This window comes from Sodalis sp. dw_96 (assembly GCF_018449575.1).
Taxonomy (GTDB): domain Bacteria; phylum Pseudomonadota; class Gammaproteobacteria; order Enterobacterales; family Enterobacteriaceae; genus Acerihabitans.
In genome coordinates, this window is the sequence record NZ_JAAVUT010000017.1 from 1 (window position 1) to 19,300 (window position 19,300).

9 protein-coding genes are annotated in these 19,300 nt (G+C 54.0%); 1 reads left to right on the top strand and 8 read right to left on the bottom strand.

Going from position 1 to position 19,300, the window contains the following annotated elements:
- From HB631_RS20130 to glpE, 3 genes are all read right to left on the bottom strand, one after another.
- On the bottom strand, positions 1–6,429 hold a 6,429-nt coding region (locus HB631_RS20130), incomplete at its 3' end, for a filamentous hemagglutinin N-terminal domain-containing protein (RefSeq protein WP_213992971.1).
- A gap of 69 nt (positions 6,430–6,498) precedes the next feature.
- Positions 6,499–8,205, bottom strand: coding sequence for a ShlB/FhaC/HecB family hemolysin secretion/activation protein (locus HB631_RS20135; RefSeq protein WP_255557155.1), 1,707 nt, complete (start codon positions 8,203–8,205; stop codon positions 6,499–6,501).
- A gap of 856 nt (positions 8,206–9,061) precedes the next feature.
- The gene (gene glpE, locus HB631_RS20140) at positions 9,062–9,400 is read right to left on the bottom strand and encodes a thiosulfate sulfurtransferase GlpE (RefSeq protein ID WP_213992972.1); all 339 of its coding nucleotides are present in this window, start codon (positions 9,398–9,400) and stop codon (positions 9,062–9,064) included.
- A 329-nt stretch (positions 9,401–9,729) separates the two neighbouring features.
- On the opposite strand from glpE, the gene glpD reads away from it, so the two are divergent.
- Entirely contained in the window at positions 9,730–11,241 is a 1,512-nt protein-coding gene (glpD, locus tag HB631_RS20145; RefSeq protein ID WP_213992973.1) for a glycerol-3-phosphate dehydrogenase, read from the top strand.
- A 187-nt stretch (positions 11,242–11,428) separates the two neighbouring features.
- Here glpD and HB631_RS20150 read toward each other — a convergent pair whose 3' ends face one another.
- The 5 genes from HB631_RS20150 to glgA form a co-directional block, all read right to left on the bottom strand.
- Positions 11,429–12,364, bottom strand: a complete 936-nt coding sequence (locus tag HB631_RS20150; RefSeq protein WP_255557156.1) for a LysR family transcriptional regulator — start codon at positions 12,362–12,364, stop codon at positions 11,429–11,431.
- An 82-nt stretch (positions 12,365–12,446) separates the two neighbouring features.
- A complete protein-coding gene (locus HB631_RS20155) occupies positions 12,447–13,190 on the bottom strand; it encodes a hypothetical protein (protein ID WP_213992975.1) in 744 nt (247 codons plus the stop codon).
- Positions 13,191–13,727: 537 nt separating this feature from the next.
- Complete coding sequence (locus tag HB631_RS20160; RefSeq protein WP_213992976.1) at positions 13,728–14,891, bottom strand: mandelate racemase/muconate lactonizing enzyme family protein; 1,164 nt, start codon at positions 14,889–14,891, stop codon at positions 13,728–13,730.
- A gap of 430 nt (positions 14,892–15,321) precedes the next feature.
- Complete coding sequence (glgP, locus tag HB631_RS20165; RefSeq protein ID WP_213992977.1) at positions 15,322–17,769, bottom strand: glycogen phosphorylase; 2,448 nt, start codon at positions 17,767–17,769, stop codon at positions 15,322–15,324.
- 26 nt (positions 17,770–17,795) lie between these two features.
- Complete coding sequence (gene glgA / locus HB631_RS20170) at positions 17,796–19,226, bottom strand: glycogen synthase GlgA (RefSeq protein WP_213992978.1); 1,431 nt, start codon at positions 19,224–19,226, stop codon at positions 17,796–17,798.
- Between the last annotated feature and the right edge of the window lie 74 nt (positions 19,227–19,300).

Consider the following 19,300-nt stretch of genomic DNA (forward strand, 5'->3'; position numbering starts at 1 on the left):
AGCCGCCGCTATGCGCCCGGCCTGCACAGCCTGTGCGCCGCTCAGTGCCGCCTTGGTGCGCTGCAGTGCAGCCAGGCGTGAATTGTCGGTCTTTTCCGCCTGCTGGGCGCTTTCCACCGCGCTGTTGACGGCGCTGCCCACGGCGCCCGAGAGCGCCAGGGTAAAGCCGCTCTTCTTTTGTTCCATGGTCTGATTTTGAACGATGCTGTTTTCAGCGGCGGTGAGGTCGACATCGGCGCCGCTGAGGGTGATACCGTCGCCGGTTATCAATTCACTGCCATGGACGGTTAACCGCCCTCCCGCGATCAATGTGGCGCTTCCCTCGGCGCTGCCCGCCAGGGTGCCCTTTTGCTGGCGGATGGCGGTATCATCGGTGAGTTTCAGGCTTTCCGAACCCACGGTGAAGCCAATACCGCCGCTGCCCATCAGGCCCGAACTCTGTTCCTGCCTGAAGTGGCTTTCATGGTGGGTCTCAAGGGCGGTGGTCAAGGTCAGGTTGTTGCCGGCCGTTAAGGCAATATCTTGGGTGCCGGCGATGCCGCCGCCGGTAACCGTCAGGTCACGGCCTGCGTTAAGGCCAATTTCATCTCCACTTAGCAAGGTGCCAAGGGCCTGTCGGCTATGGACTTCGTCATGGGTTTCCAGGGACATGGACGAAAGCATGCCGCTGCTGCTTTGTTTCATGTGTTCGACAACCGAGGACGCATTCCTGCCCGCCGATAGGGTGATATCCCGCCCCGCATCCAGATCCAGCCGCCGTGCGGCGTCGATATTGGCCGCGGCGGCGCTGACATCCCGTCCCGCCGACAGAGCAAGGCTGCCGCCGCTGGTGATGCGGCTGCCCACGTCCGTCTGCTGGTTCTCCAGGCGATAATTATCCTGGTCCCAATACGCCTTGTCGGTCTTGGCGGTACGCAGCGTATCCAGTTTCAGATCGTTGCCCGCCGTGATTTCGGTTCGCCCGATCTCGCCCCGGTTGGCGATATCAGCGGCGGTGAGGGTGATATTGTTCAGGGCCTTGAGTTCCAGCGCGCCGCCCGGGTTTTGCACATAGATGCCCGCCGTTCGATCCAGCCAGCGGTTGTCCTGGTCGCCGCGCGCCGTGGACTGGATGCGGATATCCTGTCCGGCCAGCAGCGAGAGTCTGTCGCCGCCGAACAGGCGGCCGCCGGTCTGACTGATATCCTCCTTGGCCTGTACCTCGATGTCTTTGGCCGCCATCTGTCCGCTGTGAGTGACGTTTTTCGCAGACACTTTCAGGGTTTCACGGGCGGTGATGCCGCCGCTGTTGTCCAGGTCGCCGCCGATATCCAGCTTTACGTTTTGGCCCGAGAACAGCGCGCCGTCGCCGGACAGATCGTCTTTGCCCACCCTGGCGTAAACCTGGGGCACCAGCACTCGCTGGGTGCTGCCGTCCCCTAAGGTAACATCCTGATTTATCAGCCACACCATATCGGTGGTGAGCAATGCCATCTGGCTGGGACTGAGCATCACCCCCGGCGTCAGGTTAAAGGCCTTGCCGTATTGCATCCCGGCGTTCATCAGCGCTTTAAACTGTTCATTATCGTTGGTGTGGCCGTCAAGATAGCGCTGTCCGGTGAGGTTAAGGACCTGATCCCGCACCAGACGCTGCTCGTAGAATCCGTCTCCGAGGCGTTTATGGGTATAGTTATGATCAAATTTCATTTTTTGCTGCATATAATCCAGGCCGATCCACTGCTTGTACCGGGTATAACGTGGATTGGTTTCCACCAGATAAGGGTTAGCCTGACCGGGGTGCCGGGTAAACAGGCTGCTGACAGGTAACCGGACTTCCGGCGCCATAACGCGCACCACCGACGTCCAGGCGTTACCGGCTTTTATCACCGGAGGCAACGGATGCTCATAAAACTCACCGGCGGACAAATCCAGCGGGCGGAAAAACAGCCGATCCGGCCCCTCCGGCGGGATGGGCGCCTTAAAGGGGGTATGATTCCAACCCTCGGCAAATGACGCTTCGTCATCATGGCGAACGCGGCTGAACGGGCTGGGACGCGTTTCCGGGGAACGGTGATCCTGCCGGGTGTTTGGCTTCCATAACGCGGTTTTTAAGTCGATGGTTTCCTTGATGGGACTAGGGCGATATCTGCTGTCGTCCTTGCCTTGGGATGTTTTGGTGCCTCTACCTCTTTTCTTGCTTTTCTTGGCATACCAGCGCGTTTGCCTGCCAAGATCTTTGGTGATCCGTTCGCCTTGGGTGGATTCGTTGCGCAGATCGCCGATATGGCTGTCTATCGTACCGCCGGCGATCACCTGGCTATCGCGATTGATAAAGGAATCGGCATCAATGGTGAGGGACTCGCCAGCCAGGATCTTCGCCGGATTGCTTTCCCGCACCGCATCTTCGGTGATGTGGCGGGTATAATGGTATTCATAAAAATGATTATTTTGGCTACCGTCGGGCATATAGGCTTCATGAACCCCGTAGGCTTCTTTTTTGCGTCTGACTTTGTCCCAATTGAAACGGGTGGTTTTACCCTTTAACACCGCCTCATGGCGACCCTCTTTGGTGGTGACCTTGGTCAGTATAAGGCCGCCGTTGCTGTTGGTGATTTCACGGGCGGCGATGGTCATATCGCCGTCGGCGTTTATTTCAGCGTCATGGTTAACCAGACTGTCTGCCCGGCCCGTTGCTTTTCCATGGGCATCCAATCCGCCGCCGATGGACATATCGCCGCAGCTGTGAATCAGCGCCTTATCACGGTTATCGATATGGCCGGCGCCGATATCCAGGCGTTCACGGGCAGCGATAACGCCGGCCCGGCCATCTTTGGCGAAATTTTCCAGACGATCGGTTCGCAGGGCGATGCGATCGCCGAAAATTTGTCCGCTACCGGCGTTGGAAAGCGTTCCAGCCTCAAGGCGAAAGGTATCGGCGTCAATCACGCCGCCGTTATCCAGGCCGCTTTGTAATGTGAGCTGCAGCTCATCGGCTTTGAGGGTCGACCCTGCCGCATTGTTAAAGGAATGGGCATTTAGCTGACCGTTACCCATCTCAATCAGACCGTGATTGCTTAGCGTACCGGGCACGGTAAGTTGCAAATCACAGGCCTTGATGCGCGCCGATGCGGTATTGGTCAGAAGGACGGCGTCCAGGATTGATATCCCGCCAGCGGTTAACAGATGATCATTGCGGATACTGCCCGCCGTATTCAGCGTCAGATTGCCGCCGGCATTCACCTCGCCGGTAAGATGGAAATCCTGTTGCAATTTGATAACCAGATCCCCTGACGAGCTGATTAGGCCACCCCCCGTCAGGCGGCGCAGGAGATAGAAACCCTGTTCTTCGGCAATCATCTCTCCGCCTTCATTGTCCACGTCCAGCCGCTGTCCCAAGACATTATCTTTAAGCTCGATTTTATTAGCGGACAGCCGCCCCTGCCGGTTGTCCAGCGTCTGGGCGAGGGTGACGTTGAGCTGTTCCTCGCCTTTGAGCGCGCCATTGTTGTTATCCAACCGCCGGGCGTTGATGTGCAAACGGGGAGCCTGGATGCCCAGTGTGTCCCGACGCGTATTGCTGTTAATCACCTCATCGGCATGGATGGTCAGCGTATTGTCGCTGTAAATCATTCCCGCGTCGTTATCCAGCCGTTCAGCGATCAGCAGGTTAGCCCTGTCTACCACTGAGACGCGGCCATCCCGGTTATCGAGGGCGGCGGATTTCAATATAAGGGTGTTTAAAGACGATAGCGTACCGTGCCGGTTGTCAAAACCGCTGCCGCCGGTGTTGATATCCAAATGCCAATTGCCCTGGATATGACCGCCGTCATTAATAAAGGCTCCGGCCAGGGTCGGATTGGCGTTGATAAGGTGAGTGTCACCCAGGGAAAAGAGATTTCCGCCGCTGTTATCCAGTGCCTTGGTTTTCAAGGTGAGGTCGGCCTCGGCCCGGATCTTGCCTCGAGTGTTGTCCAGCCGCTGAGCGCTGTTGATGACCGCGTTGCCTGAAGCGAGGATTTTGCCGTCATGGTTAATCACTGTGCCGCTACTCAGCGTAACGCCGGCGGCAGATATCTCACCACCGGTATTATCCAGCCGATCCGCACTGGTTATGGCGACGTTGCCCGGAGTAAGAATTTTGCCGTGATCATTAATCAGCTCGACGGTGTTGAGCGTGACGTCGGCGGCACGTATTTCACCCTGGCTGTTGTCCAGCCGTTCGGCGCTGTTTATTACCGCATTGCCGGAGGAGTGAATCTCACCGGCATAATTGTGCAGTGTGCCGATGCCCAGCTGGAGTCCGGCGGCATGTATCTCACCATGGGTATTGTCCAGCCGCTCCGTGCCGTCCAATACCGCAATGCTCAAGGTATGAATTTTACCGGCATGGTTGCCCAGCGTTCCGGCATGTATTTTCAGATTGCCGGTGACGTCTATCTTGCCCTCGGTATTATCCAGTGTTTGGGCTTTTATCTCGCCATCGCCTTTCGTGACTATCCAGCCGTCGGCGGTGTTGTTTAATGTGTCGGCATTGACCTTGACGCTGCCGGGTGCCTGAATCACACCACCCTGGTTGTCCAGCTTTGCGGCGGCCACCGAGGTGCTCCCTTCTGAAAGCACCTTGCCTTTTTTGTTGTCAACGGACCCGGCCATCACCGACGCGTCGCCCGTCGCATGTATCGTGCCGTCCGTGTTGGCCAGGCAGCCGGTGATTACCGTGACGTTGCCGGCGGTCTGTATCATACCGCCGGCATTATCCAGCGTGACGGCAATATCGGGGGATACGACGCCCTGTGGACTGTCGCCATAAACAACGTGGCCATCCTCAAGACCTCCATTGCGCAATCCGGAACCCGAAGGCTGAGGGGATGAGCTATCGGACGGGGATTGAATCGCCAGGAGCAAGTCTTGGGACCCGGTCTGGTGAATGACGCCCTTTTGGTTGCTCAGGGTGGTAGTGGTGAGGGACATCTTTTGAGCGGTGAGGTTGCCGCCGTCATTATTGATCCCCTGAGGGGAATGGATTGTAAGCTGACCGTGCTGGGCATGGACGACGGCACCGGTCAGACGGGTTTCACCCCGCGACGCGCCGATATTTATCCGTGGCGCCGTCGTCTGGCTGCCGGACAAGTCGAGGGCCGTACCCGCTACCGTCAGGGTCCCGCTGGCCCGATTGTCGCCGCCGAGGGTGATGGCGCCGGAGGCGGTCAACAGCAGATGACCCGGCAGTGTTGCATTGCCCTGCTCATCCCGGCCGGCTTCCCAGAGACTGCCTTTCCCGCTTTGCAGGCTGGCCGAGGTGGCGGCAATAGCGCCGCGAGCCGCTATCGTGCCGCCGCTGTTCAACTCTCCGGCCACCTGCAGAACGACATCACCACCGGATGACATGCGCCCCGGATTATGCACGTCGTCCACCACGGTGATACGCAGATCGGCCGCGCTGGAAATAGTGCCGCTATTTTCCAGCCGGCCTTCCATCGTGAGAGAGACTTCACCGACGTTGGCGCCGATATGGCCGGCATTGCGAACTCCCAGCCCGTGTTCATTGCCCACCAACTGTATTTTACGGGTGTACATACCCCCCAGCGCCGCCACATCCAGGGCATAGCGGGAAGGGGCCTCGTTATCCGCCTTCTTGTGGGTGACGTTTCCCCGGCTGTCGGTAACGTTGCGCCCGGTGGTGATGGTTAGGTTGCCGGCATGGACCTCGGCGTTAACCCGCACGGCGCGGGCGATGAGTAAAGCATGATCGGTTTTCAGGTCGGCGTTGCGACCTTCGAACACAATCTCTCCGCGCTCAACGTCGAAACCCTTCAACCTGCCGTCTTCAATTAGCGCCTGGCCGGCGGCCAGGGTGGCGTTATGGGCGTTGATAAAACCGCAGCCGTCGCAGGTGATACCGGCGGGATTGGCGATGATGACGTCCGCGCGGCCGCCGGCTACTTCAATCCAGCCGTTAAGGTGGCTGCCATGGGGGGAATTCACCTCATTGAGAATCACGCTGGCCTCGCCACGGGCCAGGGATGAATTGCCGTCCACCAGAGCGCCAAGCTGCGTTTGTGTATGTTCCCGGCTGTTATTAAGGATCACCCCGGCCGGATCCACATCGAATTGACTGAAGCTATTATGGGAAAGTCCGTGTTCGTTGGGCGTTTGGATATCGATTTGGGGAATGCCGCTGGCGGTTTGGGTGATGTTGGGCTGTTGATGTCCCGGCGCGTGGGGATCGGCCTCGAAGCCGGCCCGGGCGGTGAATGAAATACCCCCCAAAGCCATCAGCAAACAAAAGTGCAGCGTCGCCAGCCGGCAGGGACGGCCCGCCTTCGGCATTGTCCGCCCGGGTTGGCCCCGCTGCCCTGAGCAAACATGACCGGCACCGGCGATATCCGCCACTACCATCAGCATGCCGCGCGCCCTGTTAAAAATAATTCGATAAAGATGTTTATTCATTGCGCCTTCCTGGTTTCCTTGCCGACAAAACGCCGCGTCCATGTAATGAGGGGAATAGCAATTGATGGTTCAGTGCTGCCAATTCAGGTTGAATCCGAAGGCGAGCCCGTCGGTTCCCAGTCCGTCCGGTTTTGACAGGGGGATGCCGGTGAACACATCGTAAGAAAGCCCGAAGGCGGGCCAGGCGCCGCGCAACCCGGTCACGCCGCCCGCCAAGCGCCGGCCGGGGGACTTCAGATCGATTCTTCCGTGCAATTCGCCGTAGTCGATACCCAGGTAGAGTTCCTGGCTCGGCACCGGGGTGCGCCAGGCGATATCGTTGCGCACAAACCAGCCGTTATCGGCGCTGAGGGTGCGTTCGCCGTCAAAACCGCGCACCGTCCAGCGGTTGCCGATGGCGAATTGATCCGGCGGCGTCAGCAGCCTGTGGCTGAGTTGGTGGCTGTATTGCGCCACATAGCGAAAACGTTCGCTCCCCACGAAGAAAGGCGCATTAAGCAGGGCGGACCAGCGGGTGATTTTTGCCAGCGCGGTGCCGGTACCGGTGATTTCTTCATTGGCGGGTGCAGCGCCGAACCAGCGGGTGCCCTGCTGATAGCTCAACCCCGCGTCGAGGGTTGCGGCGCCGATATGGTGGCGATGGGATACCCCCAGTCGCCAGGCGCTGGTGCGCCGTGTTTGGTTCTCCAGCTTATTGTGATTGCTATAATTTCTACTCTTACGCGCCATAACGTCATAGGACAGCGAGGTTTTGTGACCGGCGCCGCGGTGCACCACCCGCTTTGCCTGCGCCGACAGATTGCCGCTGTTACCCTGATAGAGTTTATAGTGCGGGTCGCGAGTGACGATTTCCGTCACGTTCTGCGTATAGTCATAATGGCCGCCGTTAACGCTGAACAGCCAATAGCCGAACGGCACCGAATAGTGGGCGCTGTAGGTTTTGATATTTTTATGCCCGGCGAAACCCAGATCCCGGCCCAGGGTGACATAAAACAAATCGCTGAATGACAACGGATTATCCAAGGCCAGCATCAGGCCGCTTTGGTAGCGTCCGGTGGCCCGGGTGCCCCCGTCGTCCAGCCAGGTTCCCAGGCGGTAGAAGCGCGATTGGCTGCGTTGGATGCGGATATCGCTTTCGCCGGCAAGCTGTCCGGGGATTAGCTCTACGTCGGCCGTTACCGTGGGCAGCCGTTGCAGGTTTTCCAAGCCTTGTTCGATATCCCGCAGATCCAGCAGATCGCCGTTGCGAGTCGGAACGGTGTTGAACAAGGCGGCGTGACCCGGGGAGTCGGCTGTGAAAAGTACCTGGCCGACACGGCCGGGCAGAATCATCAATCTGAGGGTTCCGCTACGCAGATCCTGCTCTGGCGCCAGCACCCGGGTAGTGATCCAGCCATGATCGGTCAGCCGGTTTTGCAGCGCGCCCATTAACTGATTGATCCCTTGAGCGCCGAGACAATGGCCGGGAGCCTGTTCAGTCAAATCCTTGAGCCGTAGCCAGCGCGGCAGCGCTTCAGTGCCTTCCAGGGTGACGCGATGAATCGTTTGACAGGGGAATTCAACGGGAAAGGCCAGCGTCGAACGCCCTGAGGGTGGCGCGGAAAGGCTGATATCCGGTGCCTTCGGCGTTAATTGCCGCTCAAGGGCCTTTTGCTGCGCCTGCTGATGAATATCTTGTCCTCCGCCCAGGGCGGCACAGGCCTGAAAAGAGGAGAGTGTCCATAACAGCACTGGCCATAACAGCACTGGCCATAACAGCACTGGCCATAACAACATTGGCCGTAACAACATTGGCCGTAACAACATCCTGGCCGACAAAAAATAATGGGCAGGCAAGAAATGATAGTGCCGTCCTAGCATAAAAATATCCTTAAATTCCCTGGAAAGATTACCGTCTCTGTTTACCTGAAATTCGGCATGGCGAGAGAAGATAAACACTGCAAGTGGTTTTATGAAAGTTATGAAATATCCAATATTATTTTTTAAAAAATTTTTCCTAATGTTATTTTTTGACCTATGCAATTTCGGCGTCGAGTGAAAAGTTCATAATGACCTATTCCATTGTTAGCCTCTTATATTGATCACAAACTTAACAACGGCTCTATTTATGGCACATCATAATCAATATCATCAGCATACTTATTTATACTTATGGCAATGTTAACGAATGATTAAAGATGAGTTTCACTTTTCAAGCAGGCAATGCTAACAGATACAATTGATAAATTTCATTTATCTTATTGGCAGTTATAAGAGGTGCATGAAGATGCGCTTCATTTATCTTTCTGGCAATATAAACGACGCATGAAGATGAGCCTCATTTATTTCCTTGGCAAGGATAATTGATACGCGCCGATGCGCTTCATTTATCTTCCAAGCGATCACATGGCCATTTGATGATACCTTATCATATTTATTGGTAAATCATTTTCCTTTAACTTAAAGCACCGGAAATAAATAATAAATCCCCTATAAAATTTGCCTTTTACGCTATTTCCCTCATTGAGAAAAATATCATAATAAGTTAATGCCGGCCGGTCAATTTCTATTATTGGGAAAAGGCAGAGAATGGGTGGCGATTGGGCACATCGCCGTCACCGGACCTAAGGTGGGGCGAGCGGATGGTCCGGCCTTATGATTGCGCCAATCCGGCGGCGGACACGTCTTCAGGAAAAGCATTGCGCCAGGCTTCAAATCCGCCGTCAATACTGTAGGCCGCTTTAAAACCCTGTTGCAGCAGATATTGCGCCGCGCCCTTACTGCTGTTGCCGTGATAGCACATGACCATTACCGGGCGATCGGGATCGGTCTGTTGCAAAAATGCTCCCAGAGTATCGTTGGTAAGATGAAACGCACCCGGCGTATGCCCGGCGGCATAGCTTTGCGGGTCCCGGATATCCACCAGTTCGGCTTCGCCCAGTTGCAAACGTTGATGGGCCTGCTCTACGCTTATCGCTTCAAATTGTTCCATAGTACTTCGCCTCGATTGAAGTCATATATTACCCCAAGGGGTTATTCCAGTTTAGCAACCCCTCCGTGGGCGTCTAGCCTTTTTCCATACGGATTCCTTTTAGCTGAAATTCGGTAGCGCCCTTACTTGGGGCCAAAATCTTCGTTGCCAAATGAAACCCACATCCCTTTGGAACCTTTTTCCCCCATTTGAGGCTCGAATCTGTTAGCTCTATCACGCATAAGCTTAAAATTTCAACAGGGACTTGGCATAGATGTTGGTTTTCGATTACAATAATGAGCGAAAACGAAAATAAATGAACCATTTGCGAACATCTGGAGGAAGCGATCGTGGAAACCAAAGATCTGATTGTGATTGGCGGCGGCATCAACGGTGCCGGCATTGCGGCCGATGCGGCAGGTCGCGGCCTGTCCGTGTTGCTGCTGGAGGCAGATGATCTGGCCTGCGCGACCTCATCAGCCAGTTCCAAACTTATTCACGGCGGTTTGCGCTATCTCGAGCATTACGAGTTCCGTTTGGTCAGCGAAGCCTTGGCTGAACGGGAAGTCTTGCTGAAAATGGCGCCCCATATCGCTTTCCCGATGCGTTTTCGCCTGCCCCATCGCCCCCATCTGCGCCCGGCCTGGATGATTCGCATCGGCCTGTTTATGTATGACCATCTGGGTAAACGCACCAGCCTGCCCGCCAGTAAAGGTATTCGCTTTGGCGCGGATTCCGTCTTAAAACCGTCGATTGTGCGCGGTTTTGAATACTCCGACTGCTGGGTGGACGACGCGCGGCTGGTGGTGGCCAATGCCCAGGAAGTGCTGGCCAAGGGGGGTGAAGTGCGCACCCGAACCAAGGTTACCCGGGCCTGGCGTAAAGAGGGTTTGTGGAATGTGGAGGCGCTGGATGCCTTAACCGGCAAAACCCTGACCTGGCAGGCCAAAGGCTTGGTCAACGCCACCGGTCCCTGGGTGAAGGAATTTATTGACGACAGTCTGAAGCTGCCGTCGCAATACGGCATTCGTCTCATCAAGGGCAGCCATATCGTGGTGCCCCGCGTGCATAACGGTCAGCAGGCCTATATTCTGCAAAACGAAGATCACCGCATCGTCTTTGTCATCCCCTGGATGGATGAGTTTTCCATTATCGGCACCACTGATGTGGAATATCACGGCGACCCGAAGGGGGTTACCATCGACGAAAACGAAATCGATTATTTATTAAATGTTTATAATACCCATTTCAAAAAACCGCTAAGCCGCCAGGACATTGTTTGGAGCTATTCCGGTGTTCGGCCTTTGTGCGATGATGAATCCGATTCTCCCCAGGCGGTGACCCGTGATTATACGCTGTCGGTGACCGACGACCATGGCAAGGCCCCGCTGCTGTCGGTGTTCGGCGGCAAGCTCACCACCTATCGTAAGCTGGCTGAGCATGCCTTGGATAAACTGGCGAAGTATTACCCCTCCGCCTCCAAGGCCTGGACCAAAGGTACGGTATTGCCCGGCGGCGAACTTCATGGCGATCGCGACGATTATGCCGCCGGCCTGCGCCGTAAATTCTCTTTTCTGCCGGAAAGCCTGGCGCGCCGTTATAGTCGCACCTATGGTAGCCAAAGCGAGCAGTTGCTGAAAGGGGCCGTCCGGATAGCGGACTTGGGCGAAGACTTCGGTCACGGACTTTATGAAGTGGAGCTGAATTACCTGGTGGCCCATGAATGGGTGGTGACGCTGGATGATGCTATCTGGCGGCGCACCAAGCTGGGCATGTGGCTTGATGACCAACAAAAACAGCATATCAGCGAGTGGCTGGCGCAACACGCCAGGGCTGGACGGTCGTTGTCGCTGGCGTCATAGCGGAAGGGTTGGGAAAATTTTATTATCGATTAAGGCTCCCGGCGACGAATGGCTCCTAGGCCGCTTATCAGGTGAAACTGAATCTTGGGCCTAGGTCCCTGTTGTGGGGACCTTCGGCATAAAAGACGCTTTCCTCGCCCGTGAGGAGGAATGGTTAATTGTGTAACGCAGCGGGAAGCGCCGCTAATCAGTCCGGCGCTAACGCGGCGTTTTGAACGATATGTTCCCATAGCTCTTCCGCCGTACGGGTCATCGGAGCGGCGTGTCGGAACAGGCGAACTTCAACCGGTATCTTCAACGCTATGTCGATAGGCGTTACCAGCATCAGATTGCCTTGCAGCATCTCTCCTAATGCAATGGAGAACGGCAGCCAGGCAACCCCTTCCCCGCTCACCGCCATCGCCAATAGCGTACTGGCTAAATCGGACGTGAATACCGTCCGCATATGCCTGGTCAATTTCACCACCGCGGGTTGCCCGGATAAAATTCTTCCCAGGCCGGATTCGCCGCTATAGGAAAGGAAGGGAATTGCCTTATCTTCCAGACTCCATTTAGGCTTGCCGCTATCCGGATCGGGGGCGCTGACCAACACCATATTATCCGAACCGACTTTTATGCTTTTGTAATCGCCGGATTCCAGCTTAAGGTTCATTTTAGGAAGATGATGGCAAAGCAGGAATTGAGATTGTCCTTGGGTAAATATCCTTTCACAGGCGCGCATGGTATTCGAAACCAGCTGAAAGGTGTTGAGGAGATTGGCAGTTTTACTTCTCTTTATCCAGGAAGGAAAAAAGGCAAAAGATAAAGAATGGGTAGCAGTAAAGATGACTTCCGCATCATTTAGCTCCGAGGTTTCCAGCGTTTTCCTGCGGGCGTTATAAAGCAGGCTGATGAGCGTCGCCGCCTCGTCGCAAAAGACTTCACCGGCTTTTGTCAGCGTGACGCTGCGTCGTGAACGTTGAAACAGCGTTGCGCCGATCCATCCTTCCAACGACTGAATCCGGCGACTGAACGCCGGCTGGGTGATATTTCTGATTGAAGCAGCCTGTGAAAAATTTAATGTCTGCCTCAAGGCTAAACAGTCTTCGAGCCAAATTAACTCTATTTGAATATTCTGATGCATAGAAACCTACGCCACCCTGTTATCAGGATTTTCAATGTAATCTATTATGCCTCCTTATTGCACAAAAAAACGACTATAGCGATTAAATTAATTTCAACGCCAGAGAGATAGTAAACGGCACGGTGATTACGGCTAAAAGCGTGCTTGCCATAATAGCGCATGCCGCTTTTTCAGGATGGACATTCAGTAAGGTAGCCACGGCGGAAATATTACTGGCTAAGGGATTGCAAGCAATCATAATCACCACAATTTTTTCGGGTTGAGAAAGATTGAAGCACAAAGAGAAAATGACAATCACCGCCACTGCGTAAAGAACATGTTTCCACAGCAATGCCAGACCGATAAATTTCCAATCCAAGATCAGCTTTTCATATTTGGCCAGGGACAAGCCGATTATCATCATGCCTAATACACTGTATCCGCCGACAAAGGTATCCATTCCGGATATAACGATCGGAGAAAGGGAAACGTTGAAATGTTTAAACACCAGGGCCAGGGCCGAAGCATAAAGCGTAGGCATCTTCATTACCAGGATCAGGCTGTCGACTATTGAATTTTTTCCACGGGCGGTGAGATAAAATGCCGTGGTGAACTCATAAATATTTGACGCCACTTTCACAAAAACGACGATGGCAATGGCCACGGCGCCATATTCCGTGCCCTTCAACAGGCCGATGGCCAAAGGCAAGACAAAATAACCGACGTTGCCTGCCCCGCCGATCGCGCCGAATAAATTAGCGCGGCTATCTTTCCAGACCAGTTTACCGATCGCGAAAGCGATCAATGCGGCGATACTCGCTCCGATATAAAAAACAAAGGTATACACAACATATCCCACAGTGGCAGGGGATTCGTAGATAAGAATAAAACAGGCCGCTGGCGTAAAGACATAAATTAATAAGCTGGAAATATCTTTGCTATTTATTTTGAATTTTTTACCGACATACCATCCTAACAATGATACGGCAATTAAAAAAGCAACGCGATATAAAACCTCAATGAACATTTTATGCCTCGTAAATCATAGTGTAGGGGGTAATTTAAAATGACGAATAAACAAATATTATGATGAGTTGAACAGATATTCGTTAAAATTTTTTAAACGACTATTATTAATCAAGGAGATCCATTAGACTGTTATTTTCTGTCGTTTTCGGACCTAGTGTCCGTCATTCAGCTTTATTATATCGTTTCATCTGTCTCTCCCGGCATGCCGCTGGTTATAAAGATGCAATAGGTGGCCGTTGTGAAAAATTTCAGATCGGTTGGCGCATGAGATATATACCTATTTTTGATGCGACTCGAACATAATAACCTGGCACAACGAGCAAACATATTTTATGCCAGGTCATTATATTTTAAATTATTCCGCCAGTTCCCGCATGACGCTGATAAGATCCGATTTTCCCTCGAAGCCAATCCCCGGCAGCTCCGGCATAACGATATGGCCTTCTTCCACCCGGACAGAATCAGGGAAACCGCCGTAAGGCTGGAATAAATCGGGATAACTTTCATTGCCCCCCAAGCCCAGACCGGCGGCGATATTGAGGGACATTTGATGACCGCCGTGGGGGACGCAGCGTGACGGAGACCAGCCAAATTCTGCGAGCACCTCCAGCGTACGCAGATATTCCACACAGCCATAAGACAGGGCGCAGTCGAATTGCAGGTAGTCACGATCGGGTCGCATGCCGCCATAACGCAGCAAATTCCTGGCATCCTGATGTGAGAACAGGTTTTCCCCGGTAGCCATCGGGGCGGGATAAAATTCGGCAATGGCCGCCTGTAGCGCATAATCCAGCGGATCGCCGATTTCTTCATACCAGAATAAGGGATATTCACGCAGCATTTTGGCGTAGGCGATACCGGTTTCGAGATTGAATCGACCGTTGGCATCCACCGCCAACCTGGCTTCATCACCTATTTCGGCCAATACCGCATCAATACGCCGGCGATCTTCGTCAATGGAGGCGCCGCCGATTTTCATTTTGACGACGTTATACCCGCGATTAAGATAACTGCGCATTTCCGTGCCCAGGGCGGTTAAATCTTTACCCGGATAATAATATCCCCCGGCCGCGTAGACAAAAACACGGGGATTGGCTTTACGGCCTTTCATTTCGGCAAGCAGCTGGAACAGGGGCTTGCCGGCAATCTTTGCCGTGGCGTCCCATATCGCCATGTCCAGGGTGCCGACGGCAACCGAGCGTTCCCCGTGGCCGCCGGGTTTTTCATTAGTCATCATGATGTCCCAGATACGGGAAGGATCAAGATTATCCCCTGCCTCATTCAATAACTTTGCCGGCTCTGCTTCCAAAATCCGATTGCGAAAACGCTCCCTTATTAAGCCGCCCTGTCCGTAGCGCCCGTTGGAATTAAAGCCATAACCCACCACGCGACGCCCGTCGCGGACGACATCGGTGACAACGGCAACCAGGCTGGTGGTCATTTTACTAAAATCTATGTATGCATTACGAATAGGAGAGGCGATGGGTTTGGTCTTTTCGACAACATCAATGATATGCATTTTATTTCCCTACGATGTTAACCTTGCTGATCTGTTTTCTTATTCCCATTATATTTTTTGAGTGAGTTCTGACTAATGCCCATTACTATTCTTGTGATGCTTACAGCGCATTACAGAAATCTGAATGACTAAACTGTTTTTTAATGGTTGTAATATAAGGTTTTTTAATTTATACGATTTATTTATTAACTCTTTTTTTACTGTGGTTACATTGATTTTAAATAGCTGATTTGTGATGAACATTACACTTTCATTCCGCGAAATTCGCGCTTAACCTTCGCCAGACTATATTCAAGTCAAGAGTAATTACATAAGAGGGGGGATTATATTTATAGTTAACGCGTAATAAATATCATTTTTTATTGCCTGGCAAAGATTTCCGCCGACGAGGATTCCCCCATCGGCGGCTAAATAAGAGTGCGTGACTCTGCTACAACCGTATCGGCTTCACATGCCAGATCTCGTCGGCATATTCCTGAATGGTGCGGTCGGAGGAAAAATACCCCATGCTGGCAATATTCATCACGGCACGACGCGCCCATTCATCCTGATTGCGATAGAGAACATCCACCTTATCCTGGGTATCCACATAACTGCGATAATCCGCCAGCAATTGGTAATGATCGCCGAAATTTACCAGGGTATCGAACAGGTTGCGATAGCGATTGGGTTCGCCGGGACTGAAGGCGCCGGTGGCGATTTGCGTTAACGCCTGGTTCAATTCGGCATCCTGTTCAAAATACTGGCGCGGGTTGTAGCCTTTACGCCGCAGTTCCTCCACCTGTTCGGCGGTATTGCCGAAAATAAAGATATTTTCATCTCCCATGCGTTCGCCCATTTCGATATTGGCGCCGTCCAGCGTGCCGATAGTCAGCGCGCCGTTGAGGGCAAACTTCATATTACTGGTGCCGGAAGCCTCGGTGCCCGCCAGTGAGATCTGTTCCGACAGATCCGCCGCCGGGATGATCAATTGCGCCAGGCTAACCCCATAATTCGGGATAAAAACCACTTTTAGCCGGTTCTTCACCACCGGATCGCTGTTGATCACCGCGGCAACGTCGTTGATCAAATGGATAATATGTTTTGCCATGTAATAGGCCGACGCGGCTTTACCGGCAAAAATATTGACCCGTGGCACCCAATCCAGGTCCGGATCCTGTTTGATGCGGTTGTACCGGGTAATGATGTGCAGCACGTTCAGCAGCTGTCGTTTATATTCGTGAATACGCTTTATTTGCACATCAAACAGGGCCGCCGGATCGGTGACGACGTTCAGTTCCCGCGCCAAATAGATAGCCAAGGCCCGTTTATTGCTCAGCTTGGCTTTTTGGATGTCCTGGATAAAGGCCGGGAAATCGATTTGGCTTTTTATCTCTTCCAGCTGGCTCAAATCGGTGCGCCAGGTCTGGCCGATGTTCTCATCCAGCACCGCCGACAGAGGACGGTTTGCCAGCGCCAGCCAGCGGCGCGGCGTGACGCCGTTGGTTTTATTGCAAAAGCGATCGGGGAAAATACGGGCAAAATCGGCAAACAGGGATTGTACCATCAGGTCCGAGTGCAACGCGGATACGCCGTTCACTTTATGGCTGGCAATCACCGCCAGCCAGGCCATTCTGACCCGTCGGCCATCGTTCTCATCAATAATCGACACCCGCGACAACAGGGCGGAGTCATCGGGTATCTGTTCCTGCACGCCGTTCAGAAAATGGTCGTTGATTTCAAAGATGATTTGCAAATGCCGGGGCAGGATTTTGCCCATCATCTCCACCGGCCAGGTTTCCAGCGCTTCGCTCATCAAGGTGTGGTTGGTATAGGAGAAGACGGAACAGACCACATCCCAGGCCTGTTGCCAGGTGAATTTATGGTCGTCGATTAACAGGCGCATCAATTCCGGGATAGAGAGCACCGGATGGGTATCATTAAGGTGAATGGCGATTTTATCCGCCAGATTATCGAAGGTCTGATGCATCAGCCAGTGGCGATTCAGGATATCCTGCATGGTGGCGGAAACCAAAAAGTATTCCTGGCGCAGGCGCAATTCGCGGCCTGAATAGGTGGAATCGTCCGGATACAACACCCGCGATACGTTTTCGGAAAAGTTTTTATCTTCTACCGCGGCGAAATAATCTCCCTGGTTGAATTTACCCAAGTTGATTTCGTTACTGGCCTGCGCGCCCCACAGCCGCAGCGTATTGGTGGCATCGGTATCAAAGCCGGGGATGATCTGGTCGAAAGCGCACGCCAGGACTTCTTCCGTTTCCACCCAGCGGGTTTTGGCGCCTTCATGCTGGACCCGGCCGCCGAAACGGACTTTAAAACGGGTGGAGTGGCGGGGAAATTCCCACGGGTTGCCGTATTCCAGCCAATAATCCGGCGATTCGGCCTGCTGTCCGTTGACAATGTTTTGTTTGAACATGCCGTATTCGTAACGAATGCCGTAACCCCGTCCCGGCAGCGCCAGGGTGGCCATGGAATCCAGGAAGCAGGCGGCCAGTCGTCCCAACCCGCCGTTGCCCAGCCCCGGATCGTTTTCCTCTTGCAGCAGGTCGTCCAGCTCAAACCCCATATCCTCCAGGGCCGCTTTAGTATCGTCATAAATGCCCATGGCCAGCAGCGCATTGGACAGGGTCCGTCCGAGCAGGAACTCCATCGAGAGGTAATATACCTGGCGCACATCCTGTGACAGCTGGGCGCGATTGGAACGCAGCCAGCGTTCCACCATGCGATCCCGCACCGCCAGTAACGTCGCGTTCAGCCATTCATGTTTATTGGCGACGGAAGGATCTTTGCCGATGGTAAACATAAGCTTATAGGCTATGGAATGTTTCAGCGCTTCAACGCTGAGCGTGGGTGAGGCATAAATAAACGGTGAGTTCATGACATTCATTCCCCATCAGTGAATATCTACAAGCGTTGATACAGAGACTGATAAGCCCGGGCGGCGACATGCCAGCTAAAATCCAGCCCCATTGCCTGTCGCTGAACATAGCGCCAGAGGGCAGGTCTTGACCATAACACAAAAGCCCGGCGGATTGCCCGCTGTAAAGCGGCCGCTGTAGCATCCTCAAACACAAAACCGCTGGCGATGCCGTCGGAGAGATTTTCCAGCGAGCTGTCGGTCACCGTATCCGCCAGCCCGCCGGTGCGCCGCACCAGGGGTAATGTGCCGTATTTAAGGCCGTATAACTGTGTTAACCCGCAGGGTTCGAAGCGGCTGGGAACCATAATCACGTCCGCGCCGCCGATAATGCGATGGGAGAAGGCTTCATGGTAGCCCAGTTGCACCCCCACCTGACTGGGGTATTCCGCCGCCGCCGCGAGAAAGCCCTGTTGCAGGGTGGCGTCGCCGGCCCCCAGCAGCGTGAGCTGGCCGCCTTGATCCAGTAAATCCGGCAGGACTTCCAGCACCAGATCCAGCCCCTTTTGGCTGGTGAGGCGGCTGACCACGGCAAACAGCGGGACCTTTTCATCCACCGTCAGGCCCATGGCGGTTTGCAAATGACGTTTGTTATGGACCTTGGCTTCCAGCACGTCGCGGTTATAGCGGGTGGAGAGCATGGGATCGTGGGTCGGGTTCCAGATAGCGTCGTCGACACCGTTAAGAATACCCGTAAGACGCCCTTGTGATTGCAGGGACATCAGCAGTCCTTCCATGCCGTAGCCGTATGCCGGTTGGGTGATTTCCTTGGCATAGGTGGGGCTGACGGTGGTGACGTGATCGGCAAAAAACAGCCCGGCTTTTAAATAAGAAATCTGGCCGAAAAACTCCATGCCATAGGTTTGGAAATAGCCCTCGGGCAGACCCAGTTCCGGCAGATGGCGCGCGGAGAACAGCCCCTGATAAGCCAGGTTGTGCACCGTGAACACCGATTTTGCCGGCCGGCCTTTGGCCGCCAGATAGGCACAGGTCAATCCGGCGTGCCAATCGTGGGCCTGGACAATATCCGGCTGCCAGGTCCGGTCCAGCCCGGTGGCCATTTCACTTCCCACCCAGCCCAATAGCGCAAAACGCAGGTAGTTATCCATATAGGCATACTGATCCTGGTCGTGATAGGGGCTGCCCGGACGATCGTAGAGACTGGGGACATCGATAAGATAGATGCCGACCCCGTTAAACCGGCCGTACAATAACGTGACGTGATGATTAAACGCATCGAACTCATTAATGATGCGGGTATCCGGAATGCCCTTACGTAAATCCGGAAATGCGGGCAGCAGTACCCGCACATCATCGCCTTCGATAATTTGAGCGGCGGGCAACGCGCCGACCACATCGGCCAGCCCGCCGGTCTTCAGTAAGGGAAAAAGTTCGGAACATACATGTAAAACCTGCATTATCGCTCCCATCTATATCTTGTTATCTTGTTGCTGTTCAATGACCGCCAACGTGCATACCCGTCATCTTTCAC